Raw genomic sequence first — 23,445 nt, forward strand, 5'->3', positions numbered from 1 at the left:
AAAAGTCATCCGAAATGTAATCGTTTTTGCGCAAATAGCAATCTACGGTTAACGTGGATGCACGCATATGTTGCAAACACAAGCGCGATCTCCGCTTTTGGCTGCGTTGGTTGCCCATTCGGTGTAATCAAGTCTTTGGAAAATTGAGTATTTGCGGGAAAGGCGACAGGATCGTTGCCTGCCCATCGCTTGCCGGGTAACCGGCGAGCCGATTACCCAAAAGGCAATTAATTTCCCATCAGAATATCAAGAAGGGTCGTCTGCTTCGGCCCGGAAGTTGCCGGCGCCCGGCCGCCGATATCGGCTGGCGGCACAGGTCCATTGTCGGCTGAATAGCCGGGTTCGATATCGCGGGAAGGGATGTTTCCAGGCGGCATGGGAACGCCCGGCTGACCAGCGTTTGGCGAAACGGGCGCTTCGGGATAGGCTCGAGTGTTTGTCGTTCCGCCGCCGCCGAGAGCATTGGAAATGATGTCGCCGATGGAGGAAGGCGCGCTCTCGGGCGCCGGTTGCTGTATTTCCCCAAGCGGCGGCACGCCGCCTGCGCCGAGACCGAAGAGCGGCGAGGGCGAGAGCCCGGAATGGGCGGCGGTCATGAAATCTTTCCAGGCCTTCGCAGGCAAGCCACCGCCGGTGACCTTTTTCATCGATGTGCCGTCGTCATTGCCGAACCAGACGCCCGTTGTCAGATTGCTTGTGTAGCCGACAAAAAGCGCGTCGCGGAAAGACTGTGTCGTGCCGGATTTTCCCGCTGCCTGCCAACCCTGGAGGCGGGCGGCTTTCCCTGTTCCTTCGGTGATGACGCGCGACAACATGCCGTTCATCGTCGCGGCGATTTCCTCGCTCAGCACGCGCGGCGGGTTGTCGTATCTGTTTTCGTAAAGCACCTTGCCGTCGGCATCGGAGATGCGTTTGACGATATGCGGCGTCGCCTTGTAGCCGCCATTCATGAAGGGAGCGTAGGAGGCGGTCAGCTCCATCAGTGACACTTCCGAGGTGCCGAGTGCGATGGAGGCGTTGTTCTGAAGCTCCGATTCGATACCCATGCGATGCGCCACCTGCGTCACCCGCTCAGGACCGACTTCCATCACCAGCTGCGCAGCGATCGTGTTCAGTGAATTGGTAAGCGCAGTGGCAAGCGTCACTTCGCCACGATATTTCTTCTCATAATTTTCCGGTGTCCAGTTTCCGATACGGACCGGCCCGTCATTGCGAATGGTACTGGGGGTCAGACCCGATTCGAGCGCGGCGACGTATACGAAGGGTTTGAACGCCGATCCCGGTTGCCGTTTCGCCTTGGCGGCCCGGTTGAACTGGCTTTCGGCATAATCCGCCCCGCCGACCACGGCCCGGATTGCGCCTGTACCATCGATGGAAACGAGAGCCGCTTGCGAGGCGCCCTGCTTTTTACCATCACCCTGGAGAACATGGGTCAGTGCTTTTTCGGCGTCGCGTTCAAGATTGGGGTCGATGGTCGTATCGACGACGATGTCCTGCTTGACGTCGCCAATCAGGCCACGAACTTCCTCCATCACCATATCGGCAGCGTAATGTTCGGCACCGGACCAGAAACGTTTGGCCTTGGTCGGCGGCTGCGACATCGCGGTCTTGATCTCGTCATCGGTGATGAACCCGACATCGCGCATGGATCTCAGAACGACCTGCGCCCGCTCCTCCGCCGCCTGCGGGTCGCGCGCCGGTGAAAGGCGCGAGGGGGCCTTGAGAAGTCCGGCAAGCGTTGCCGCCTCGCCAAGATTGACGTCGCGCGCGGATTTGTTGAAGTAGCGTCTGGAAGCGGCTTCGACGCCAAAGGCGTTGGAACCGAAATAAACGCGGTTGAGATACATCGCGAGGATCTGGTCCTTGGTGTATTTATGCTCCAGCCAGAAGGCCAGCAGCACTTCCTGTACCTTGCGCTCCAGCGTCCGGTCCTGTGAGAGGAACAGGTTTTTTGCCAGCTGCTGCGTCAGCGTCGAGCCGCCCTGCACTGTTCGTCCCGTCATCACATTGGTCACGATGGCGCGGGCCAGGCCGAGCGGATCCACACCGAAATGGGAATAGAACCGCCGGTCTTCGATCGCAATGACCGCTTGTGGAAGATAGGGCGACATGTCTTCAAGCGCGAGAGCCTCGCCACCCGTGGTGCCGCGATTGGCAAGCACGCTGCCGTTCACCGAAACGATCTTCACATTCGGAGGGCGTTCGGGAATGGTCCAACTGCTGGCACTCGGCATGCGCGCGCCGTAATAAAGGACAAGACCGGCAACGCCGATACCGCCCCAGATGCCGAGCACGATGCACCAGTAAACGAGGGACCGGATAAAGCCTGTTGCGCCACCGCCGGAACTGCGTGTGCGCTTTTCCCTTTTTTGCGGTTTGGCGCGGCCGGATGTGGACTTCGGTTTTCTGGCGGGCTGCTTTGCGGCTCCGCCAATGCGCTCGCTGGCATCAAGACGCAGATCGTCACCGGATTCGTGGAAATCCCCGAAGGAAGGCTCTACCCGATCGCGTGATTTACCCTTGCCTGCCATCCAGCCGAAGTCGCTCCTTATATTCGCGAAACCATTCGCACTTCAGGCTTCTATGCCTGCGCGATCCTTAATCCAGGATGAAGAGTTTAAATGCGGCAATTTAAGGCGGGGTTAAGTCCTCGCCGGATCAAATCGGCGTCATTGGCAGACGTCGACCCATTCCGCTCCCGTCAGTCGCGCCATCATGTCAGGCGAAATCCTCACCGCCGCATTGGTGGCACCCGCTGCCGGAACCACCTCGGGATAGTTTTTCAGGGATATGTCACAAAACACCGGAAGGGGCGAAGGCAATCCGAAAGGACACACGCCGCCGACGGGATGGCTGGTCACCGCAACGACTTCTTCCGCCCCCAGCATGCGCGGCTTGGCGCCGAAGTGATCGCGGAATTTACGATTGTCTAGCCGCTTCGTGCCGGCGGCAACGACGAGAAGAATTGTGTCGCCCGCCTTCAGGCAGATCGTTTTGGCAATCTGGTCGGGATCGACGCCGTGCGCTTCGGCAGCCAAAGCGACTGTCGCCGAACTCGTTTCCGTTTCGATAACGGTCACTTCGGGGGAATTCTCGGTAAAAAAGGCTCTGACGGATTCGATGGTCATGCGTATTTATTAGGCGGTATGCCAAGAGGCTTCAAGGTGTCGCGAAATAGCTATGCATTTTATGCAATGCTGCGCTGCGATGAAACGTCTGTTTTTTGAGCGGAGATCCTGTATCTTCAAATCATCGAAGCGACGCACTCCTCCTCCCAGCGTCGCCCGATTGGACTGACAATACTCCTCCTCCCAATTGTCAGTCAGTTTCAAGAACCCGGCGCACCTCCTCCCGCGCCGGGTTTTTGCTGTTTAAGGCCTTGTTTCCGGCGACTTTCATTTGCCGACGCTTCACAAAAATCGCCGGGCTTTTTCAAAGAAACTTGACTTTCAGGCCCTTCCAACCTAGGTGTTCGCGCATCGATATTTGTTTGACGACCAGAGCTTCGGCGCCTTTTCTAAGGTGCACACGACGATCTTTCCTTCAAATTCGACCCAAGACCGCACTGCGCGCAGTGCAAATACAATTTGCCAACGGAAGGAAATCGTTATGGCGACTGGTACAGTAAAGTGGTTCAACGCAACCAAGGGCTACGGCTTCATTCAGCCTGACGACGGTTCGCAGGACGTATTCGTTCACATCTCCGCCGTTGAGCGCGCTGGTATGACCTCCCTCAACGACGGTCAGAAGCTCTCCTACGAGCTGACGCAGGACCGCCGCTCGGGCAAGATGTCCGCAGGCGAGCTCGTCGCTTCCTGATAAGCGGCTTGGCCTGAACGGGTCATTCGTATGAATATGAAAGGCCGGATTTTTCCGGCCTTTTTTCTTTTGGAAGGTGTACCGGGTCCGGCCGCTCTTGAAAAAGCTGCAGTGCATACCAATATAGGGTTCAACAGTGCTCCGCACGGAATTGTCAGGCTAGTGCTTTTAAAGTGCCGCTGTTGTTGCGTTAACCAAAGATTAACCAAAGCAGCCGATCCTGATCGTGAAAAGCAGCGTCGACTTTGTTGGCGCGCTCTGGAGCATCGGACCGTTTGAACGCTTTGACCACGGATGTACTGGCACTGACGAAAAACGGATGGAAAGGTCGGGCTTGCCCGGCCTTTTTGTTTTGAACCACCAAAATATAAGAGAACGGGGAGGCATCGGGTAACCGGCGCCTCCTTTCTTTTTGACTACTTCGCGGCCAGGGCGTCTAGAATGCGGATCCAGGAGCGGATGCCCTTGTGGAACGACTGCAGGTCATATTTTTCATTCGGCGAATGAATGCGGTCATCGGTAAGGCCGAAACCGACGAGCAGCGAATCCATGCCCAGCATCTTCTGGAAATCGCCGACGATGGGGATCGAGCCCCCCATGCCGATCACGACGGCAGGTTTGGGCCACTCTTCCGAAAGCGCGTTTTTCGCCTTCGTCAGCACTGGCGAATCATAGGAAAGCTGGATAGCCGGCGATGCACCATGCTCGTGAAATTCCACCGAGCAATCGGCTGGAATTTTGGAGCGGACATAGTTCCGGAAGCTCTCGCGAACCGCTTTCGGGTCTTGCTCTCCGACGAGACGGAAGGACACTTTAGCCGAGGCCTTTGCGGCGATAACCGTCTTGAAGCCGTCGCCGGTATAGCCGCCGATGATGCCGTTGACTTCCGCCGTTGGCCGCGCCCAGGTCTGCTCCAGCACGGAGCGGCCCTTTTCGCCCGATGGAATCGAGAGGCCGACTTCGCCGAGGAAGGCTTCGGCGGTGCGGCCCAACGTTTCCCAGGAAGCCTTGATGTTGGCGGGGGTTTCTTCCACGCCGTCATAGAAGCCGGCAAGTGTCACGCGGCCGGTCTCGTCATGCAGGCCGGCGAGAATATCGGTCAGGATGTGAATGGGATTTGCGGCCGCACCACCGAAAAGGCCCGAATGCAGGTCGCGGTCGGCCGCCGTGATTGTGATTTCCTCGCCGACCAGGCCGCGAAGGGCGGCGGCGATGGCGGGCGTATCGCGGTCCCACATGCTGGTATCGCATACCAGTGCATAATCGGCTTTCAGCTCATCGGCATTGGCGTCGAGGAACGGCTTCAGCGAGGGCGAACCGGATTCTTCCTCGCCCTCGAAAAGAATGGTGACGCGCACGGGCAGACTGCCATTGACCGCCTTGTAGGCCCGGCAGGCTTCCACGAAGGTCATCAGCTGACCCTTGTCATCAGCCGTTCCACGCCCGGTGATCACCTGCCGACCGCCGCCGATATCTTTCACGGCCGGTTCGAACGGATCGTTTTCCCAAAGATTGAGCGGATCGACCGGCTGCACGTCGTAATGGCCGTAGAAAAGCACATGCGGCGCATCTTTTGTCGCGGCGTCGTGATGCGCCACCACCATTGGATGACCGGCCGTATCGCGAACGGAAGCCGCAAAGCCCAGTGATTCAAGCGTTCTGACCAGCCATTCCGCCGCCTTGCGGCACTCCGCCTTGTAGGCGGGGTCCGTGGAAATGGACGGGATGCGCACCAGTTCGAACAATCGCTCGAGGCTGGAGGTGAGGTTATCGTCGGCCGTGGAAAGAATGGTGGAAACGTCTGTCATCGCTGATCCTGTCATGTCTGTCGTAACCTGGCGATGGACGAACCATCCTGGTATCGCGCATCGCGTGGGAACAAGGGGCTGACGTGTCGTTGAATCGGCAAGCGCGCAGCCGCCGGAACGATAGAGCAGTTCAGGAAAAGTGCGAAGTGGTTTTCCGCCTAAACTGCGCGGAAACAAAACCTTGGAAGCTGCAGGCGATAGAAGGCCAGGAGCAAAGAAAGCGTTCGAGTTGTAAATGCTATTTCGCTTTTTTGGCGCGGTCGATCGCCCGGCGCATATATTCCAGCAGAAGCTGCTTTTCGAAACGGCGGAAATCCGCCAGCAGCGTATCTTCCGTGGCTTCGGAAGCGGCAATGGCGTTCGCCTCGAGATCCCTGCCGCGCTGGGTAAGTTCGATGATCTGCGCGCGGCGGTCGCTTGGGTGGGATTTGCGCACGATCAGCCCGTCGCGCTCCATGCGGGACAGCGTATTGGCAAGCGTCGCCTGCTCCACGTCGATTCTATCCAGCAATTGCCGTTGCGTCAGTCCCTCCTCATGCCACAGTTCGATGAGGATGGGGAATTGTCCAGGAGAAAACCCCAGCGCGGCGGCTCTCTTCTGGAGCGCCATGGTGAATTCCCTCGCCATTTTTGCGGCGAGATAGATCGCCGATTCGTCCCGGGAAAAACCCATTCATCAATCCGTCTGGCATCTGGTCGGCGCAATCGCGCGATTTCGATAGTGGGATATATATCGCACGGTATGTTTATGCCAGTCAGAAACCCGGCACAAATAAAAACCGCCATGGCCGGGAGGGGACGGCCATGGCGGTCATATTAGAGGACAAAGGCCCGGAGAGGGGGGAAAGGCCTTTGTCCGGTCTGATGCGGCGGGGGACGAGCCTACAATCAGACTACGGCGTGATCAGGCGCCGTCCCCTATGAAATGTGTGTGCAAATGCGGCTTTTCAAGGGAAAATCTATTACAAATTCGTAAGGTTCACGCGAATTTTGCCGGTGCCTCCAGCGGCTTAGCCCCGTGCGCTTTGCGGTGCGTTGTTTGAACTTTCTGTGGACGTCAAAACGGCCCCGCGCTATCCATATCGCCATGAAAAAAGGCGATCATCTCTTCCTCGTTGACGGCTCCGGTTTCATTTTCCGGGCGTTCCATGCCATTCCCCCGCTGAACCGCAAGTCGGATGGGCTGCCGGTCAACGCCGTTTCCGGCTTCTGCAACATGTTGTGGAAGCTCCTGAAGGATGCGCGCAATACCGATGTCGGCGTCACGCCCACGCATTTTGCCGTGATTTTCGACTATTCGTCGAAAACCTTCCGCAACGAGCTGTACGATCTATACAAGGCCAACCGCACCGCACCGCCGGAAGATCTGGTGCCGCAGTTTGGCCTGATCCGCGAGGCGACACGGGCCTTCAACCTTCCCTGCATCGAGACGGAAGGCTTCGAGGCGGATGACATCATCGCCACTTACGCCCGTCAGGCGGAGGCGATTGGCGCCGATGTCACCATCATTTCTTCCGACAAGGACCTGATGCAGCTCGTCACGGCCAATGTGCATATGTACGACGCCATGAAGGACAAGCAGATCGGCGTTCCCGATGTCGTCGAAAAATGGGGTGTAGCCCCGGAAAAGATGATCGACCTTCAGGCGATGACCGGCGATTCCACCGATAATGTTCCGGGTATTCCTGGTATCGGGCCGAAAACGGCCGCGCAATTGCTGGAAGAATACGGCGATCTCGACACGCTGCTGGCGCGGGCAGGAGAAATCAAGCAGCAGAAACGCCGCGAAAACATCATCGCCAATGCCGATCTTGCCCGCCTTTCCAGACAGCTCGTGGCGCTCAGAACCGATGTGCCGCTGGAGCAGTCTCTGGAAGAACTGGTGCTCGAACCGCAGAACGGCCCGAAACTCATCGCTTTCCTGAAGGCAATGGAGTTCACGACGCTGACGCGCCGGGTAGCTGAAGCCACCGACAGCGACGCCTCTGCCATCGAAGCCGCCAATGTGCCGGTGCAATGGGGCGCTGATGCCCATGGACCAGACCTCGACGCCGCGCCTGCAGTTGCCGCAGCTGATGACAAGACCGCTGTGCCGGCGTCAACCACCGCTCCGGCACGGAAGGTGACAGGGGAGGGCAGTGCGCCCACCGATCTCGCCACGGCACGGCAGACGGTTTTCTCCGCCGCCAAGATCGACACGACCGCCTATACGACGATCAGGGATCTGGCGGAGCTGGATCGTTGGGTTGCCGCTGCCCGCGAAACAGGTGTCGTCGCCTTCGACACGGAAACGACCTCGCTCGACCCCATGCAGGCGGAACTCGTCGGTTTTTCGCTGGCGATTGCCGATAACGGCAAGGATGCCTCAGGCACCGATATCCGCGCTGCCTATGTGCCATTGACGCACAAGACCGGCTCCGGTGGCGATCTTTTCAGCGATGGCATCAGGCTTGCTGAAGGACAGGTGCCGTTTGCCGAGGCGCTGGCACGTTTGAAGGATCTTCTTGAGGATGAAGCCGTTCTGAAAATCGCGCAGAACCTCAAATATGACTACCTGCTGATGAAGCGCCACGGCGTCGTCATGCAGAGTTTCGACGATACCATGCTGATTTCCTACGTTCTTGAGGCAGGAAAAACCACGCATGGCATGGATACGCTTTCCGAACGCTGGCTCGGCCACACGCCGATCGCCTACAAGGACGTGGCGGGATCGGGCAAGTCGAGCATCACCTTCGATTTCGTCGATATTGACAAGGCGACCGCTTACGCCGCGGAAGACGCGGATGTCACCCTGCGGCTGTGGATGGTGCTGAAGCCCCGGCTTGCCGCAGAGCGGCTGACCAGTGTGTATGAGCGGCTGGAGCGCCCTCTGGTGCCTGTACTGGCGCATATGGAGGAGCGTGGCATCACCGTGGACCGACAGATCCTGTCGCGTCTCTCCGGTGAACTCGCCCAGAAGGCGGCTGCTTTCGAAGAGGAAGTCTACCAACTGGCAGGCGAGCGTTTCAACATCGGATCGCCAAAGCAGCTCGGTGATATCCTGTTCGGCCGGATGGGCCTGCCTGGCGGCTCCAAGACCAAGACGGGCCAATGGTCCACATCGGCGCAGGTTCTCGAAGATCTGGCGGCGGAAGGTGCCGAATTACCGCGAAAGATCGTCGACTGGCGGCAGCTGACCAAGCTGAAATCGACCTATACGGATGCGCTTCCCGGATATGTCCATCCGCAGACGAAACGGGTTCACACGTCCTACGCGCTGGCCTCCACCACCACGGGGCGCCTGTCGTCCTCGGAGCCGAACCTTCAGAACATTCCGGTGCGCACGGCGGAAGGCCGCAAGATCCGCACGGCCTTCATCTCCACCCCCGGACACAAGCTTCTTTCCGCCGATTACAGCCAGATCGAGCTACGTGTGCTTGCCCATGTCGCCGACATTCCGCAGCTTCGCAGCGCATTCGAAAACGGCATCGACATTCATGCGATGACCGCATCGGAAATGTTCGGGGTGCCGGTGGAAGGCATGCCGTCTGAAGTGCGCCGACGTGCCAAGGCCATCAACTTCGGCATCATCTACGGTATTTCCGCTTTCGGCCTTGCCAACCAGCTCAGCATCGCGCGCTCCGAAGCGGGCGAATATATCAAGAAATATTTCGAGCGTTTTCCTGGCATTCGCGATTACATGGAAGCGACCAAGGCTTTCGCCCGCGAGAACGGCTATGTCGAGACGATTTTCGGCCGCCGTGCGCATTATCCGGAAATCCGCTCCTCCAACCCTTCCATGAAGGCCTTCAACGAGCGTGCAGCCATCAACGCACCAATCCAGGGGTCTGCAGCCGATATCATTCGCCGTGCGATGGTCCGTATCGAGCCGGTGCTGGAGGCGGAAAAGCTTTCCGCCCGCATGCTGCTGCAGGTACATGACGAACTCATCTTCGAAGTCGAGGAAGGGGAAATCGAAAAGACCCTGCCCATCGTCGTCTCGGTGATGGAAAATGCAGCCATGCCGGCTATTTCCATGAGGGTTCCGCTCAAGGTGGATGCCCGCGCGGCCGACAACTGGGACGAGGCGCATTGACGGGAATTGACCGGCCATTGACCGATAGCTGTCATTGGTTTGTTGCGTGCACAGATTAGGGGAAACATCTCAAAAGGAGTTCCCCCATGCACGCCCCGCTCGTTTCAAAAGATCTGGAATCTTTTTCCGCTGCCAGCCACGATCAGCCGCCGCGCCATCTGGGTCGCCGCTATAATACGGATGGTGAATTCCTGCTCGAGCCGGGCAATACCGTGGTCTGCCATCTCGTTGAAGGGTCGAAAACCGAAAGCGCAATCATCGGGACACGCCAGCGTTTTCTGGATATGCCCGAGGCATCGCAGCTGGCCTTCACGCCGGTTTCCAGCCTGCATATGACGGTATTTCAGGGCATTATCGAATATCGCCGTGCATTTCCCTACTGGCCGGAAGACATGCCACTCGATACTCCGATCGACACGATGACGGAGTATTATTGCGATCGTCTGGCGGATTTTCCGGGCCTGCCTGGTTTCAATATGCAGGTGACTGGTCTCAAGCCGACGGGGCTGGTGCTGAAGGGTGCCAGCGCCGAAGACGACCGGATCATTGCGCTGTGGCGGGATAGCTTTGCCGAAGCTTTCGGTTATCGGCATCCCGATCACAACACCTATCAATTCCATATTACGCTGGCTTATGTCACGCGCTGGTTCAATCCGGAGTGCCTGCCGCGATGGCAGGCGATGCTGGATGAAGAGCTGGAAAAACTGCGTGCGGCAGCGCCGATAATCGAGATGCGCGCGCCAGCTTTCTGTGAATTCAGGGACATGAACCACTTTAGGGAACTCGTGGTTTTTGATAGGAAGTGAAGCATGATTTGCAAAGGCCTGCCGCCCGCCCGTCGCAGCAAACCGGCTTAATCGGAAAAAATGCGCGTCAGGGCTGGTCAAAGCCCGTTTGGGCATGTATAAGCGCGCCAAATTTCCGATATCGAGACACCCGACATTCGGCCTTTGGTTATGGCCGGTTACGTTGTTTCGCCGCTAAAGTGGAGTAACAAAAATGGCTGTACCAAAAAGAAAAACAAGCCCGTCCAAGCGCGGCATGCGCCGCTCGGCTGACGGTCTCAAGGCTTCGACCTACGTTGAAGACAAGAACTCCGGCGAACTGCGCCGTCCGCACCATATCGATCTGAAGACCGGTATGTATCGCGGTCGTCAGGTTCTGACGCCGAAGGAAAGCGCATAAGCTTTCTGAAATAATCTTTACGGAAAACCGGCCCTCGTGGCCGGTTTTTTGTTTTTGGGCCGTTTAGCTGCTTTTTTCGGTTACTTGGAAAATCCGATCACTCCTCCTACACTCTGTTCGGGAGAGCAGGTCTGGTGCCTGCAACGGGGAGGGGCGCTTCGGTGAAATATCGCTGGATTTTATTGACGCTGCTCAGCCTCGGCCTCGGTTACGGCGCCGTGACCAAGGGCAGCGGCATCATTGCGGAAAGCTATTTCGGCGAAGTCTCCGATCAGGGCCGCACCACCCTCAGGCTGGCCGTCTCGGCTCTTGGCGGGCTTTTGAGCCGTTTCGAGCCGCTGCCCGCCCTGATCGCCGATCACGACGACATTGAGGAGCTTGTCGCGCATCCACAGGATGAGGCGATGCGCCAGCGCGCCAATATCTATCTCAAATCCATCAATACATTGCTGGAATCCTCCGACATCTACATCATCACGCTGGACGGTGTGACAATCGCCGCTAGCAACTATGATGGACCCACGAGCTTCGTCGGTGAGAATTTCAGCTACCGTCCCTATTTTCAGGATGCCGCCAAGGGCTTCCCGTCGCGTTTCTTTGCGCTAGGCACCACCTCCCACAAGCGCGGTTATTATTTTTCCGCGCCTATTCTCTTCAACGAGGAGATCAAGGGCGTCATCGTCTTCAAGGTCGATATTGAAGGCATAGAGGCGTCGTTCGGCGATGGTGAAAACCGCATTCTCGTATCGGACCCGGAAGGCATCATCTTCATGACCGGAACGCCGCAGTGGCTTTATTCCGGCCTGATGCCGCTGACACCGGAAAGGATTGCGCGCACGGCTGCATCCCGGCGTTACGCCAATGCCGACCTGAAGGAACTGCCGCTAAAAAACGGCAATTTCGGCTCTCATCAGTTGATGACGATCAGTCAGAACGACGGTGACAGGGAATATCTCGTCCTGTCGCAGCCGATGCCCGACGCGGGTTGGACGGTCAGCGTGCTGATGGATACCGGCTCACTCAGGACGCAGGTCAAGACGGCGATGATAGCGATCATCCTCTGCCTGTGTCTTGCCGCTGCCGTGGTCGCCGCCATGCTGCAAAGACGGCGGCGCCTGCGTGAACGCCTGACCCACCAGGCCGAAGCTCAGGCGGAGCTGGAGCGGCGGGTGGAGGAGCGCACAGCCGATCTCGCGCGGGTGAACCGTGAGATCGAACACGAAATCGCCGAGCGCCGCCAGACGGAGAAACAATTGCGCAAGATGCAGAATGACTTGGTTCAGGCGGGCAAGCTTGCAGCGCTCGGACAAATGTCGGCAGCACTTTCGCACGAGTTCAACCAGCCGCTCGCAGCCGCCAAGAATTATGCGGAAAACGCCTCTCTTCTCGTGGAACGTGGACGTCTGGAAGAGGTAACGGAAAACCTCAGGCGTATTTCGGGCCTTATCGATCGCATGGCTTCTATCAGCAGGCATCTGAGAAATTTTGCCCGCAAACCCAATGAGAAAATGGCTGCGGTCGCGCTCGATGCTGTCCTTCGCGATACGCTGGAAATTGTTGGAGCACGGCTGAAGGCCGCCGATGCGGTGCTGGATGTTGATCTTGGTCCGGTGCCGCTTGCGGTGAAGGCCGGGCCGGTGCGGCTGCAGCAGGTGCTGGTCAACATCATCTCCAATGCCGCCGATGCGGTGGAAGGGCGCGAGGATCGTCGCATCGCTTTGAAAGCCGTGCTGCACGGTCAGACGGTGTCGATTTTCATTCGTGACCGAGGTCCGGGCGTTCCTCCGGCGATTTCGGAGCGCATCTTCGATCCCTTCTTCACCACCAAGGGCGTGGGGCGTGGCCTCGGTCTCGGCCTTTCCATCACCTACAGCATCATCAAGGATTTTGGCGGCCAGCTGCGTGTCAGAAACCATGAAGACGGCGGCGCGGAATTCGAGATCGAATTACCGGCAGCAGCCTATCGTGTGGAGGTGGCGGCGGAATGACCATGTCGCGGGTTCTGTTGATTGATGACGAGGAGGAACTGCGCTTTTCCACCGCGCAGGCGCTGGAACTTTCAGGTTTTGCGGTCACCATGCTGGCGAGCGCCGAACATGCGCTCGAACTCATCGGCTACAGCTTCGATGGCGTCGTGGTCAGCGATATCAGGATGCCCGGCATGGATGGCATGACGCTGCTGCAGAAGGTGCGGGAGCTTGACCCGGAAATACCTGTCATCCTGATGACGGGCCATGGCGATGTGCAGCTTGCCGTCAATGCCATGCGCAACGGTGCTTATGACTTCATCGAAAAGCCCTTCACCCCGCAATATCTCGCCGGCATCATAAAAAGAGCCAACGACCGGCGGGCACTGGTGCTGGAAAACCGCCGCCTGAAGGCGGTGGCGGGCAAGCATGACGATCTCGAAACGCGTCTGCCCGGCAGAACCCAGGTCATGGTCGATCTGCGTTACCGCATTCGCGCCATCGGTGCGACGGATGCCGATACGCTCATTGTCGGCGATACCGGTGCGGGCAAGGAAGTGGTGGCGCGCGCACTTCACGATATCAGCGCCAGAGCCAACCGGCCCTTTGTCGCCATCAATTGTGCCGCCCTTCCGCAAACGCTGATCGAAAGCGAGCTGTTCGGCCACGAGGCTGGCGCTTTTCCCGGCGCGCTGCGCCCGCGCTACGGCAAGTTCGAGCATGCCCGCGGCGGCACCATATTGCTGGACGAGATCGGCTCCATGCCCTTTGAATTGCAGGGCCGGTTCCTGCGCGTATTGCAGGAACGGGTGATCACCCGTCTTGGCTCCAATGAAACAGTCGAGCTCGACGTCCGCTTCATCGCCACCAGCAAGGTCGATCTGGAGCAGGAAGTCGCGGCAGGGCGGTTCCGTGCCGATCTTCTTTACCGCCTGAACGTGGCGACGATTCTCGTGCCGTCCCTCTCGCAGCGCAGTGCCGACATACCGCTGCTTTTCCTGCATCTGGTGCGGGAGGCTGCTGCCCGTTACGGTCGGGAAGATACGGACGTTCCGCAGCATCTACTCTCAGTCATTTCCCTGCGTGAGTGGCCGGGCAATGTCCGGGAATTGCGCAATGCGGCGGACCGTTTCGTTCTCGGTCTGGAAAGCGATGTCTCCGAAACCTCGCTGCCATTTGAGGGCGATGGCAAGGCGGCGCTTGCCGCAAGGGTCGCCGCTTATGAAAAAAGCCTTATTGCGCGCGCGATCGCCGCCCACGGCGGAAATCTGAAATCCGTCTATGAGAGCCTCGGCATTTCACGCAAAACGCTTTACGAAAAAATGCAGAAATACGAGCTGCACCGGCACATGACCGAAGTGTAATGGGTGGATTTCCACCCATGGATGAGCCCGTATGGGTAGAAATCCACCCATTGCTGCCCATGATGGCGATAAAAGCGCGCCTTGCCGCAAGACCGCCGTTGCTGAACGGCAATCCCGGATCGCAAATGGCTTCACCCCGGTCGCCATGGAGGAGCATGCGCGGCTGAAGTGGCGAACATTTTCATCCGGGAGGAATCGATGAAAATACTGAAGACAGTTACCGGCCTTGCTGCCGCCGCTGCCGTTTCCCTTTTTGCGCTTTCTGCATCCGCTCAGAACTACCCCGAGCGCAACATCACCATGGTCGTGCCCTTTGCCGCCGGTGGCCCGACAGATACGGTCGCGCGTCTTGTCGCTGAATCCATGTCGAAGGATCTCGGCCAGCAGATCATCGTCGAAAATGTCGGCGGCGCTGGTGGCACGCTGGGCGCTGGCCGCGTGGCGGCGTCGGATCCGGACGGTTACACCGTTCTGCTGCATCACATCGGCATGGCGACGAGCGCCACGCTTTATCGCAAGCTCGCCTATGATACCCTGAACGCTTTCGAATATGTCGGTCTGGTCACGGAAGTGCCGATGACCATTCTGTCGCGCAAGACGCTCGAGACCAAGGATCTCAAGGGTCTGATCGACTACGCCAAGGCGAACAAGGACAAGGTCACCGTTGCCAATGCCGGCATCGGTGCTGCTTCGCATCTGTGCGGCATGTTGTTCATGAGCGCGATCGAGACACCGCTGGTCACTGTTCCTTACAAGGGCACAGGCCCGGCCATGACCGACCTGCTCGGTGGACAGGTCGATATCATGTGCGACCAGACCACAAACACCACCAAGCAAATCCAGGGCGGGACCGTTAAAGCCTATGCCGTAACCTCGGCCAAACGGCTCGACGTGCTGCCGGACGTACCGACAGTTGCCGAATCGGGCCTGCCGAAGCTTGAGGTGGGTATCTGGCACGGTATCTACACGCCGAAGGGTACACCGGCTGAGATCAACGAAAAGCTCTCCAAGTCGCTGCAAGTCGCGCTGAAGGACAAGAACGTGGCGGCCCGTTTTGCCGAACTTGGCACCACACCTTCCCCAGAAGCCGATGCGACGCCCGCAGCGCTCAAGACCAAGCTTGAAAGCGAAATCGCCCGCTGGAAGCCTGTGATCGAGGGCGCCGGCCAATATGCCGACTGATGGTTGAAGCAATTGCCGGCGGCACCCTACCGCCGGCTTCTTGCCGTCAATTTAACGCGCGGAACGGTGTGGGGCCGGCCGCAGTGGAGGGGCATCTTTCATGAAGTCGTTTTTCATTGACCCTGCCGAGGCAGCCTGTGGGGCAATTTTCATCGGTTTTGGCGCTTTTTTCGCGTTGCAGTCTTTCGGGCTGGATATCGGAACCGCCTTCCGCATGGGGCCGGGTTATTTTCCGCTTGTTCTGGCAATCGTGCTGATCCTGCTTGGCGGGGTAATATTCATTCGCGCCACCCGTGTGCAGGGCGATGCCCTCGGTGCAATCGCCTGGCGGGGGATTTTTTTCATCCTGCCCGCGCCGATCTTTTTCGGTTTCACGGTCCGGGGGCTTGGTTTCGTACCGGCGCTTTTTTTCAGCGCCCTTATCGCAGCCTTCGCCTCGCACAAGATGAGCCCGCTCATGGCCGTCATTATTTCCGCCGCCATCACGGTCTTTTCCGTTGCTGTGTTCAATTATGGTCTCGGCCTGCCATTCCAGCGCTTCGGCCCCTGGCTTAAATTTTGAGGTGCCGTAATGGAATTGCTTGATAATCTTGCTCTCGGTTTCGTCACGGCCACGTCGCTGGCAAACCTGTTTTTCTGCCTGATTGGCGTGCTGCTCGGCACGCTGATTGGCGTGCTGCCGGGCATCGGCGCAACCGCAACCATCGCCATGCTGTTGCCGATCACCTTTCAGCTTGAGCCCGTCTCATCGCTCATCATGCTCGCAGGCATCTATTACGGCGCGCAATATGGCGGCTCCACCACGGCGATCCTCATCAACATGCCGGGGGAATCCTCATCCGCCGTTACCGCCATTGACGGCTACCAGATGGCGCGCAAGGGCAAGGCGGGTGCCGCACTTGCGATTGCCGCCATCGGCTCGTTTTTCGCCGGCACGGTTTCCACCTTTCTCGTGGCAGTCTTTGCACCGCCTTTGACGGCGATTGCGCTGGAATTCGGCGCGGCGGAATATTTCTCGCTGATGGTCGTCGGCCTTGTCTCATCCATCGCGCTTGCCCATGGTTCCATCGTCAAGGCGCTGGCCATGGTCGTGCTTGGCCTGCTGCTTGGTCTGGTCGGTACGGATATCTACAGCGGCGCGCCGCGCTTCACTCTCGGCATCCGTGAATATGCCGATGGGCTGAATTTCGTTGCGGTGGCGGTGGGTGTATTCGGTATCGCCGAAATCCTGCGCAATCTCGAAAACGAGCGCACGCGCTCGGTGCTGATCGCCAAGGTCAGCAGCCTGATGCCGTCGAAGGAAGACTTCAAGGCCATGGTTGGCCCGGTGCTGCGCGGTACGGTCATCGGTTCGGCACTCGGCATCCTGCCGGGCGGCGGTGCAATTCTCGCTGCCTTCGCATCCTACACCGTCGAAAAACGCGTCTCCAAGCATCCTGAGGAGTTTGGACACGGTGCGGTCGCCGGTGTTGCCGGTCCGGAATCCGCCAATAATGCCGGTGCCCAGACCTCGTTCATCCCGCTTCTGACGCTCGGCATTCCCGCAAACCCGGTGATGGCGCTGATGATCGGTGCGATGATCATTCAGGGCATCGTGCCCGGCCCGAACGTTGCGACCGAGCAGCCGGCGCTGTTCTGGGGCATCATCGCCTCGATGTGGATTGGCAATCTGATGCTCGTCATCCTCAACCTGCCCCTGATCGGGCTTTGGGTGAAGCTGCTGACGGTGCCTTATTACGTGCTTTTCCCCATCATCATGGCCTTCTGCGCCATCGGGGTTTACAGCGTCAATTCCAACGTCTTCGATCTCTACGCCGTCGCCTTCTTCGGCTTCATTGGTTATGTGCTCGTGAAGCTGCGCTGCGAGCCGGCGCCGCTGCTGCTGGGCTTCGTGCTTGGGCCGCTGCTGGAGGAAAACCTGCGACGCGCCATGATCCTGTCACGTGGCGATCCGACGACCTTCGTCACCCGACCGATCAGCGCTACCCTGCTGTTTATTGCTCTGGCCGTGCTGATCATCGTCTTCCTGCCCAGCGTGAAGAAAAAGCGCGAAGAGGTTTTCGTAGAAGAAGACTGAGCAGGTCTCGAAATATTCGGAACGCCGGTGATGGAAATCTCGCCGGCGTTTCTGCGTTGATGGGATCGCTGTGAGGAATCCGGTTCACCGAAGCGGCATATGGTTGACTTGAAGCTTTTTAGGGCCAAGGAAGGGCGGGAAAGAGAGGTCGATATGACGTCGGAAACCGAAAAACGGATCATTGCGCTTGAGGAAACGATCGCGCATCAGGCCAAGACTATAGAGGAACTGTCCGACCAGCTGACGGAACAGTGGAAGGTGGTGGAACAGACCCGCGCCAAGCTCGACCGGTTGACGGAAAGGTTCCTGAGCCTCGAGGAGCAGTCGCTGGACGCACCCGCAATCACCCGGCCGCCGCATTATTGATTGAGGGAGACCCGATGAGGAGCGATACAGCCGCACTTGCCGCCGAAATTGTGGATTTCTGGAAGAAGGCAGGACCGGACAAGTGGTTCGACAAGGACGCCGCCTTCGACGATCACTTTCATGACCGTTTCCGCGATGCCCATTTTGCTGCTGCAAGGCGCGAATTGGATGGCTGGCTGGACGGTGCGGAAAGCAGCCTCGCGCTGATGCTTCTGCTGGATCAGTTCCCGCGTAACTGCTTTCGCGAGACAGCGCATATGTATGCGACCGATCCGCTGGCACGCATGTTCGCCAGCGAGGCCATCCGTCGCGGCCACGATCAGGCGGTGACCGAGGATTTGCGGGTCTTTTTCTATCTGCCCTTTTCCCATTCGGAAAGCATCGAGGATCAGGAGCGTGCCTGCACGCTCAACCGGCCGCTTGGCGGGCTTTATCTCCACCATGCCGAAGAGCATCACGATATCGTCGCGCGTTTTGGCCGCTTTCCGCATCGCAACGACATATTGCTGCGGGAAACGACGCCGGAGGAACGGCAATATCTTGATGCGGGCGGTTTTACTGGCTGATTTCAACGAAAAACGCCGCCAGTCCCGAAAGACGGCGGCGCTTTTTTTGGTGGGTAACGGCCGCAGATCAGCCGTCGAAGAATTCCTTCATCCGGGCAAAGAAGCCGGTCGATTCCGGATTATTCTCCTGGGACGAGAGTTGCTCGAACTCCTGCAACAGCTCGCGCTGGCGCTTGCTGAGCTTCTGCGGTGTCTCGATCTGGATCTGGATGTAGAGATCGCCAGTCTGCGCCGAACGCAGCACCGGCATGCCCTTGCCCTTCAGGCGGAACTGCTTGCCTGGCTGGGTGCCTTCCGGAACCGTCACGCGAGACTTCGTGCCGTCGAGCGTCGTCACATCGAAGGTGCCGCCAAGAGCGGCCGTCGTCATGGAGATCGGCACGGTGCAATAGAGATCGGCACCGTCGCGCTGGAAGAACTCATGCGGACGCACGGACAGGAAGATGTAGAGATCGCCCGCCGGGCCTCCACGCATGCCGGCTTCGCCTTCGCCCTGCAGGCGAATGCGGGTGCCATCCTCGATACCCGAGGGAATGTTGACCGAAAGCGAACGCTCTTCCGTCACGCGGCCCTGGCCGTGGCACTTGCTGCACGGATCGGAAATCGTCTGTCCACGCCCGTGGCAGGTGGGGCAGGTGCGTTCTACCGAGAAGAAGCCCTGGGCTGCGCGCACGCGGCCGGAACCCTGACAGGTGCCGCAGGTTTTGGGTTGCGTGCCGGGTTTTGCGCCGGAACCGGAACAGACATCGCAGGTTATCGAGGTTGGAACCCTGATCTGCGCCGTCTTGCCGGCAAAGGCTTCTTCCAGCGTGATTTCCATGTTGTAGCGAAGGTCGGCGCCGCGCTCGCGACCGCCGGAAGAGCGGCGTGCGCGTCCGCCGCCCATCATCTCGCCGAAGATGTCTTCGAAGATATCCGAGAAGCCGCCATTGGCGAAACCGCCGCCGCCCATACCACCGCCGCCCATGCCGCCATTTTCAAAGGCGGCGTGGCCAAAACGGTCATAGGCCGCGCGTTTTTGCGGGTCCTTCAGCGTTTCATAGGCTTCGTTGATTTCCTTGAACTTCCGTTCGGAATCAGCATCATCCGGGTTCTTGTCCGGATGGTATTTCATCGCGAGTTTGCGGAAGGCGCTTTTCAGCTCTTTTTCGTCCGCGGTCTTGCTGACGCCGAGTGTTTCGTAAAAGTCTGCTTTCGCCATTAAGATAACAAGCCTCGCAAATGGATTTCCGGCTGCACTTCGGCAGCCGGATGTCTTGCATGTATCGACAGGAGACGGGAAGCCACGCTATTACGCGGACTTCTTGTCGTCCTTGATTTCCTCATAGTCGGCGTCGACGACGTCGTCCTTGCCGCCTTCTCCGTTAGCGCCGGCTTCAGCCTGCTGTGCTTCGTAGATGGCCTGACCGAGCTTCATGGAAACTTCCATGAGGGTCTGGGTCTTTGCCTGAATGTCGTCGGCATCCGGTTCGGAAGCCTCAACGGCCGTCTTCAGGCTGGCAATGGCGTCTTCGATAGCCTTGCGGTCGGTTTCGGAAACCTTATCGCCATATTCCTTAACCGATTTCTCGGTGGAGTGAACGAGGCTTTCGGCTTGGTTCTTGGCTTCGACACCCGCACGACGCTTCTTGTCGGCTTCGGCATTGGCTTCAGCGTCCTTGACCATCTTCTCGATGTCGGCGTCGGAAAGACCACCGGAAGCCTGGATACGGATCTGCTGTTCCTTGCCGGTGCCCTTGTCTTTCGCCGAAACCTGCACGATGCCGTTGGCGTCAATATCGAAGGTAACTTCGATCTGCGGAACGCCGCGGGGTGCCGGCGGCAGGCCGACGAGGTCGAACTGGCCGAGCAGCTTGTTATCCTGTGCCATTTCGCGCTCGCCCTGCGAGACGCGGATCGTCACGGCCGACTGGCTGTCTTCGGCGGTCGAGAAGGTCTGGCTCTTCTTCGTCGGGATCGTCGTGTTGCGATCGATCAGACGGGTGAAGACGCCACCCAGCGTTTCGATGCCGAGCGACAGTGGGGTCACGTCGAGAAGCAGAACGTCCTTGACGTCGCCCTGCAGAACGCCGGCCTGAATGGCGGCACCCATGGCAACCACTTCATCAGGATTCACGCCCTTGTGCGGCTCCTTGCCGAACAGCTGCTTGACGACTTCCTGTACCTTCGGCATGCGGCTCATGCCACCAACGAGAACGACTTCATCGATCTCGGCAGCGGTAACGCCGGCATCCTTGAGGGCAGCCTTGCAAGGGGCGACGGTGCGCTGCACCAGATCGTCCACCAGGCTTTCGAACTTGGCGCGGGTCAGCTTCAGCGTCAGGTGCTTCGGACCGGAAGCATCAGCCGTGATGAACGGCAGGTTGATTTCGGTCTGCTGCGAGGACGAAAGTTCGATCTTGGCCTTTTCGGCAGCTTCCTTGAGGCGCTGCAGAGCGAGCTTGTCGTTCTTCAGGTCGATGCCCTGATCCTTCTTGAACTCGCCGGCCAGATATTCGACCAGACGCATGTCGAAGTCTTCACCGCCGAGGAAGGTATCGCCGTTGGTGGACTTCACTTCGAAAACGCCGTCGCCGATTTCCAGAACGGAAATATCGAAGGTGCCGCCGCCAAGGTCGTAAACGGCGATGGTCTTGCCGTCTTTCTTGTCGAGGCCATAAGCGAGGGCTGCTGCGGTCGGCTCGTTGATGATGCGCAGGACGTCCAGACCGGCGATGCGGCCGGCATCCTTGGTTGCCTGGCGCTGGGCGTCGTTAAAGTATGCCGGAACGGTGATGACGGCCTTCTCGACCTTTTCGCCGAGATAGGATTCAGCCGTTTCCTTCATCTTCTGAAGGATCATCGCGGAAATCTGCGAAGGGGAATAGTTCTTGTCCTGAGCCTTCACCCATGCGTCGCCATTGTCGCCCTTGACGATTTCAAAGGGAACGAGAGCCTTGTCCTTTTCGACGGTCGGGTCTTCATAACGGCGACCGATGAGGCGCTTGACCGCAAACAGGGTGTTGGTCGGGTTGGTGACCGCCTGGCGCTTGGCCGGCTGGCCGACAAGGCGTTCGCCATCGTCGGAAAATGCCACCATGGATGGCGTAGTGCGCGCGCCTTCCGCGTTTTCAATAACTTTCGTGTCCTTGCCGTCCATCACTGCAACGCAGGAATTGGTTGTGCCAAGGTCGATACCGATTACTTTTGCCATGCTCTTCTCTCCTTGAAGCGAGCTGTCGGAACCCCGTGAGGCATTCCATGGACAACTCCTTGACTTGGATTTGCAGTATTCGCTGCTGTTATGCGGCGTATATAAGGAGCGATTTTTCCTGCTGCAAGGCGCAAGAGAGGGTGAAGCGCTGCAAAAAAGCGGATGAAACCCCTGTCTGTGCAGAAGCATAGCCATCAAGGCATGCAGAAGGACAAAAACGTGACTTTGACTGCCACGGTCATGGCGATGCGGAGGCGCGTTTATAAAGTCATTGAGGTGAGGTGAAATGGCGGACAGGGTGGGATTCGAACCCACGGTACGCTTTCACGCACACACGCGTTCCAGGCGTGCGCCTTAAACCACTCGGCCACCTGTCCTTTTTTCAAATCTGCATGTTTTGAGGAATGCAAATCACTGGAACGGCGCGATATATACCGATGAATTCGCTGGGATCAACACGAATCTGACAGTTTTTTGAATTGTCGGCAATTTCCTGCCTTCCGATGCGATTGCAAACCGGTTTTCCCGCCTTTATCGATGCAATATATCTTTCAAAACATGGCTGTCGAAACGACGGGCCGCAACCGAGGTATCCTGATGAAAGCTTTTTTGCGGTTTTTGAGCTTTCTTCTTCTCATTGCAGCTGTTTTTCTTGGCGTACTCGATTCGATCCGCTCGGTTTCCACATCCTCGGTCAATATCACCGGCATCCTGTCCGTCTGGAACTATCTTCTTCCTGCCTCGCGCACCATGGTGGAAACGGCCTTGGCTCACTATATTCACCCTGAAGCGTGGCGCTTCATTGAAAATGCCCTGTCGGGACTGCCGGCATTTGCTTTTTTCCTCGCGCTATCCCTGCTTTGCTGGATGGCCGGTTACAGGAAGCGCAAAGTGATGAGGCGTTCGTCAGTCTGAATTTATCAACTGACAGCGCGCGCGCCCCGCAGATGTGAACCCTGAGAAGCGGCATAATCGGCCGCACGGAGGACCGAATGTTCCTGTTCGATACGCTTTCAAAAAAGACGACGATGCCGACCGAAGAGACGGCTTTGCCCGGCCGTGAAGAGGCGCTTGCCGTGCCCGAGACCCATTTCGTCAATGGTCGGCCCTTGAAGGGGCCTTATCCCGATGGTTTGGAAATCATCTATCTGGGTATGGGTTGCTTCTGGGGTGCGGAGCGCCTGTTCTGGCAGACGCCGGGTGTGTGGGTGACGGCGGTGGGTTACGCCGGCGGTTTTACCCGCAATCCCACCTATCAGGAGACGACGACGGGCCAGACGGGCCACGCCGAAGTGGTCAAGGTCGTCTACGATCCGACCGTCATCTCGCTGTCAGGGCTGCTCAAGATATTCTTCGAGGAGCATGATCCGACGCAAGGGATGCGGCAGGGAAACGATGTCGGCACGACCTATCGTTCCGCCATCTATGCCAATACCGAAGGCCAGTTGCAGCAGGCGCAGAAGGCGCGCGACACTTTTCAGCAGGCTTTGGACGAGGCGGGGCATGGCCGCGCCATCACCACCGAAATTGGACCGCTTGAAACATTTTATTACGCGGAAGACTATCACCAGCAATATCTTGCCAAGAATCCGGGCGGCTACTGCGGCCTCAGGGGAACCGGCGTAAGCTGCAATATCGACTAGATTTTTTGCACGTTGCCCAGGTGGAAAGACCAAAAAAACGCCAGAATAAAGTTTTTCCACCGGGTCAAAAAAACCGGATGAATTTTTCATTGAGCCATGCAAGGATATGAGCCAAGCACAGCCGGGATAACGGCTGGCGGTTCCGCAGACATTCCCGGTCAACGGGTTTGCGGGAGGACCCTTAAAATATCAATTGCAAC

At 58.2% G+C, this 23,445-nt stretch carries 19 protein-coding genes and 1 tRNA gene; 13 read left to right on the forward strand and 7 right to left on the reverse strand.

Annotation, left to right across the window (positions count from 1 at the left end):
• Window positions 1-227 precede the first annotated feature (227 nt).
• Window positions 228-2,531, reverse strand: a complete 2,304-nt coding sequence (locus G6L97_RS12620) for a transglycosylase domain-containing protein (RefSeq protein WP_111782917.1) — start codon at window positions 2,529-2,531, stop codon at window positions 228-230.
• A 138-nt stretch (window positions 2,532-2,669) separates the two neighbouring features.
• Entirely contained in the window at window positions 2,670-3,128 is a 459-nt protein-coding gene (locus G6L97_RS12625) for a YbaK/EbsC family protein (protein WP_019564557.1), read from the reverse strand.
• A 481-nt stretch (window positions 3,129-3,609) separates the two neighbouring features.
• Here G6L97_RS12625 and G6L97_RS12630 point away from each other — a divergent pair, with 481 nt between their 5' ends.
• Window positions 3,610-3,819: a cold-shock protein gene (locus G6L97_RS12630; RefSeq protein ID WP_003514335.1), complete on the forward strand. Its 210-nt coding sequence runs from the start codon at window positions 3,610-3,612 to the stop codon at window positions 3,817-3,819.
• Between the two features lie 416 nt (window positions 3,820-4,235).
• On the opposite strand, the gene G6L97_RS12635 is transcribed toward G6L97_RS12630, so the two are convergent.
• The gene (locus G6L97_RS12635; protein ID WP_111782916.1) at window positions 4,236-5,627 is read right to left on the reverse strand and encodes a dipeptidase; all 1,392 of its coding nucleotides are present in this window, start codon (window positions 5,625-5,627) and stop codon (window positions 4,236-4,238) included.
• A 238-nt stretch (window positions 5,628-5,865) separates the two neighbouring features.
• Window positions 5,866-6,300 (reverse strand): MarR family winged helix-turn-helix transcriptional regulator, encoded by a 435-nt coding sequence (locus tag G6L97_RS12640; RefSeq protein ID WP_003514340.1) that lies wholly within the window; start codon window positions 6,298-6,300, stop codon window positions 5,866-5,868.
• 414 nt (window positions 6,301-6,714) lie between these two features.
• On the opposite strand from G6L97_RS12640, the gene polA reads away from it, so the two are divergent.
• The 10 genes from polA (at window position 6,715) to G6L97_RS12690 (ending at window position 18,409) form a co-directional block, all read left to right on the forward strand.
• The gene (polA, locus tag G6L97_RS12645; protein ID WP_065688448.1) at window positions 6,715-9,702 is read left to right on the forward strand and encodes a DNA polymerase I; all 2,988 of its coding nucleotides are present in this window, start codon (window positions 6,715-6,717) and stop codon (window positions 9,700-9,702) included.
• Between the two features lie 86 nt (window positions 9,703-9,788).
• Window positions 9,789-10,508: a DUF1868 domain-containing protein gene (locus G6L97_RS12650; protein ID WP_111782915.1), complete on the forward strand. Its 720-nt coding sequence runs from the start codon at window positions 9,789-9,791 to the stop codon at window positions 10,506-10,508.
• A 193-nt stretch (window positions 10,509-10,701) separates the two neighbouring features.
• Window positions 10,702-10,887 carry a 50S ribosomal protein L32 gene (gene rpmF, locus G6L97_RS12655; protein WP_003514347.1) on the forward strand — a complete coding sequence of 62 codons (186 nt, stop codon included), beginning with the start codon at window positions 10,702-10,704 and terminating at the stop codon, window positions 10,885-10,887.
• A gap of 161 nt (window positions 10,888-11,048) precedes the next feature.
• Entirely contained in the window at window positions 11,049-12,875 is a 1,827-nt protein-coding gene (locus tag G6L97_RS12660) for a sensor histidine kinase (protein ID WP_174002648.1), read from the forward strand.
• On the forward strand, window positions 12,872-14,218 hold the full coding sequence (locus G6L97_RS12665) for a sigma-54-dependent transcriptional regulator (RefSeq protein ID WP_019564551.1): 1,347 nt from the start codon (window positions 12,872-12,874) through the stop codon (window positions 14,216-14,218). Before G6L97_RS12660 ends, G6L97_RS12665 begins: the two co-directional genes overlap by 4 nt.
• A gap of 198 nt (window positions 14,219-14,416) precedes the next feature.
• Window positions 14,417-15,400 (forward strand): tripartite tricarboxylate transporter substrate-binding protein, encoded by a 984-nt coding sequence (locus tag G6L97_RS12670; protein ID WP_026330668.1) that lies wholly within the window; start codon window positions 14,417-14,419, stop codon window positions 15,398-15,400.
• 100 nt (window positions 15,401-15,500) lie between these two features.
• Window positions 15,501-15,962, forward strand: coding sequence for a tripartite tricarboxylate transporter TctB family protein (locus G6L97_RS12675; protein ID WP_003514354.1), 462 nt, complete (start codon window positions 15,501-15,503; stop codon window positions 15,960-15,962).
• Between the two features lie 9 nt (window positions 15,963-15,971).
• A complete protein-coding gene (locus G6L97_RS12680) occupies window positions 15,972-17,477 on the forward strand; it encodes a tripartite tricarboxylate transporter permease (RefSeq protein WP_013635241.1) in 1,506 nt (501 codons plus the stop codon).
• Between the two features lie 153 nt (window positions 17,478-17,630).
• On the forward strand, window positions 17,631-17,843 hold the full coding sequence (locus G6L97_RS12685; RefSeq protein WP_013635242.1) for a SlyX family protein: 213 nt from the start codon (window positions 17,631-17,633) through the stop codon (window positions 17,841-17,843).
• Window positions 17,844-17,857: 14 nt separating this feature from the next.
• Window positions 17,858-18,409: a DUF924 family protein gene (locus tag G6L97_RS12690; protein WP_111782913.1), complete on the forward strand. Its 552-nt coding sequence runs from the start codon at window positions 17,858-17,860 to the stop codon at window positions 18,407-18,409.
• Window positions 18,410-18,476: 67 nt separating this feature from the next.
• Here the strand turns inward: G6L97_RS12690 and dnaJ are convergent, their stop codons facing one another.
• From dnaJ to G6L97_RS12705, 3 genes are all read right to left on the reverse strand, one after another.
• Window positions 18,477-19,610 (reverse strand): molecular chaperone DnaJ, encoded by a 1,134-nt coding sequence (gene dnaJ, locus G6L97_RS12695; protein WP_003514371.1) that lies wholly within the window; start codon window positions 19,608-19,610, stop codon window positions 18,477-18,479.
• Window positions 19,611-19,700: 90 nt separating this feature from the next.
• The gene (gene dnaK / locus G6L97_RS12700; RefSeq protein ID WP_003514373.1) at window positions 19,701-21,602 is read right to left on the reverse strand and encodes a molecular chaperone DnaK; all 1,902 of its coding nucleotides are present in this window, start codon (window positions 21,600-21,602) and stop codon (window positions 19,701-19,703) included.
• Between the two features lie 287 nt (window positions 21,603-21,889).
• Window positions 21,890-21,979: transfer RNA gene (locus G6L97_RS12705), tRNA-Ser, on the reverse strand.
• A gap of 220 nt (window positions 21,980-22,199) precedes the next feature.
• Here G6L97_RS12705 and G6L97_RS12710 point away from each other — a divergent pair.
• Entirely contained in the window at window positions 22,200-22,517 is a 318-nt protein-coding gene (locus G6L97_RS12710; protein WP_013635245.1) for a hypothetical protein, read from the forward strand.
• Between the two features lie 77 nt (window positions 22,518-22,594).
• Complete coding sequence (gene msrA / locus G6L97_RS12715; protein ID WP_111782912.1) at window positions 22,595-23,245, forward strand: peptide-methionine (S)-S-oxide reductase MsrA; 651 nt, start codon at window positions 22,595-22,597, stop codon at window positions 23,243-23,245.
• The last annotated feature ends 200 nt before the right edge of the window (window positions 23,246-23,445 follow it).

It is taken from the genome of Agrobacterium tumefaciens (assembly GCF_013318015.2).
Classification (GTDB): Bacteria; Pseudomonadota; Alphaproteobacteria; order Rhizobiales; family Rhizobiaceae; genus Agrobacterium; species Agrobacterium tumefaciens.

Bases quoted from the DNA above. Each gene is read 5' to 3' on its own strand.
- G6L97_RS12690 (WP_111782913.1), top strand. From the start codon at position 17,858: ATGAGGAGCGATACAGCCGCACTTGCCGCCGAAATTGTGGATTTCTGG.
- G6L97_RS12640 (WP_003514340.1), bottom strand. From the start codon at position 6,300: ATGGGTTTTTCCCGGGACGAATCGGCGATCTATCTCGCCGCAAAAATG.
- G6L97_RS12630 (WP_003514335.1), top strand. From the start codon at position 3,610: ATGGCGACTGGTACAGTAAAGTGGTTCAACGCAACCAAGGGCTACGGC.
- G6L97_RS12675 (WP_003514354.1), top strand. From the start codon at position 15,501: ATGAAGTCGTTTTTCATTGACCCTGCCGAGGCAGCCTGTGGGGCAATT.
- polA (WP_065688448.1), top strand. From the start codon at position 6,715: ATGAAAAAAGGCGATCATCTCTTCCTCGTTGACGGCTCCGGTTTCATT.
- msrA (WP_111782912.1), top strand. From the start codon at position 22,595: ATGTTCCTGTTCGATACGCTTTCAAAAAAGACGACGATGCCGACCGAA.
- G6L97_RS12680 (WP_013635241.1), top strand. From the start codon at position 15,972: ATGGAATTGCTTGATAATCTTGCTCTCGGTTTCGTCACGGCCACGTCG.
- G6L97_RS12635 (WP_111782916.1), bottom strand. From the start codon at position 5,627: ATGACAGACGTTTCCACCATTCTTTCCACGGCCGACGATAACCTCACC.
- G6L97_RS12710 (WP_013635245.1), top strand. From the start codon at position 22,200: ATGAAAGCTTTTTTGCGGTTTTTGAGCTTTCTTCTTCTCATTGCAGCT.
- dnaJ (WP_003514371.1), bottom strand. From the start codon at position 19,610: ATGGCGAAAGCAGACTTTTACGAAACACTCGGCGTCAGCAAGACCGCG.
- G6L97_RS12650 (WP_111782915.1), top strand. From the start codon at position 9,789: ATGCACGCCCCGCTCGTTTCAAAAGATCTGGAATCTTTTTCCGCTGCC.
- G6L97_RS12685 (WP_013635242.1), top strand. From the start codon at position 17,631: ATGACGTCGGAAACCGAAAAACGGATCATTGCGCTTGAGGAAACGATC.
- dnaK (WP_003514373.1), bottom strand. From the start codon at position 21,602: ATGGCAAAAGTAATCGGTATCGACCTTGGCACAACCAATTCCTGCGTT.
- rpmF (WP_003514347.1), top strand. From the start codon at position 10,702: ATGGCTGTACCAAAAAGAAAAACAAGCCCGTCCAAGCGCGGCATGCGC.
- G6L97_RS12670 (WP_026330668.1), top strand. From the start codon at position 14,417: ATGAAAATACTGAAGACAGTTACCGGCCTTGCTGCCGCCGCTGCCGTT.
- G6L97_RS12625 (WP_019564557.1), bottom strand. From the start codon at position 3,128: ATGACCATCGAATCCGTCAGAGCCTTTTTTACCGAGAATTCCCCCGAA.
- G6L97_RS12665 (WP_019564551.1), top strand. From the start codon at position 12,872: ATGACCATGTCGCGGGTTCTGTTGATTGATGACGAGGAGGAACTGCGC.
- G6L97_RS12620 (WP_111782917.1), bottom strand. From the start codon at position 2,531: ATGGCAGGCAAGGGTAAATCACGCGATCGGGTAGAGCCTTCCTTCGGG.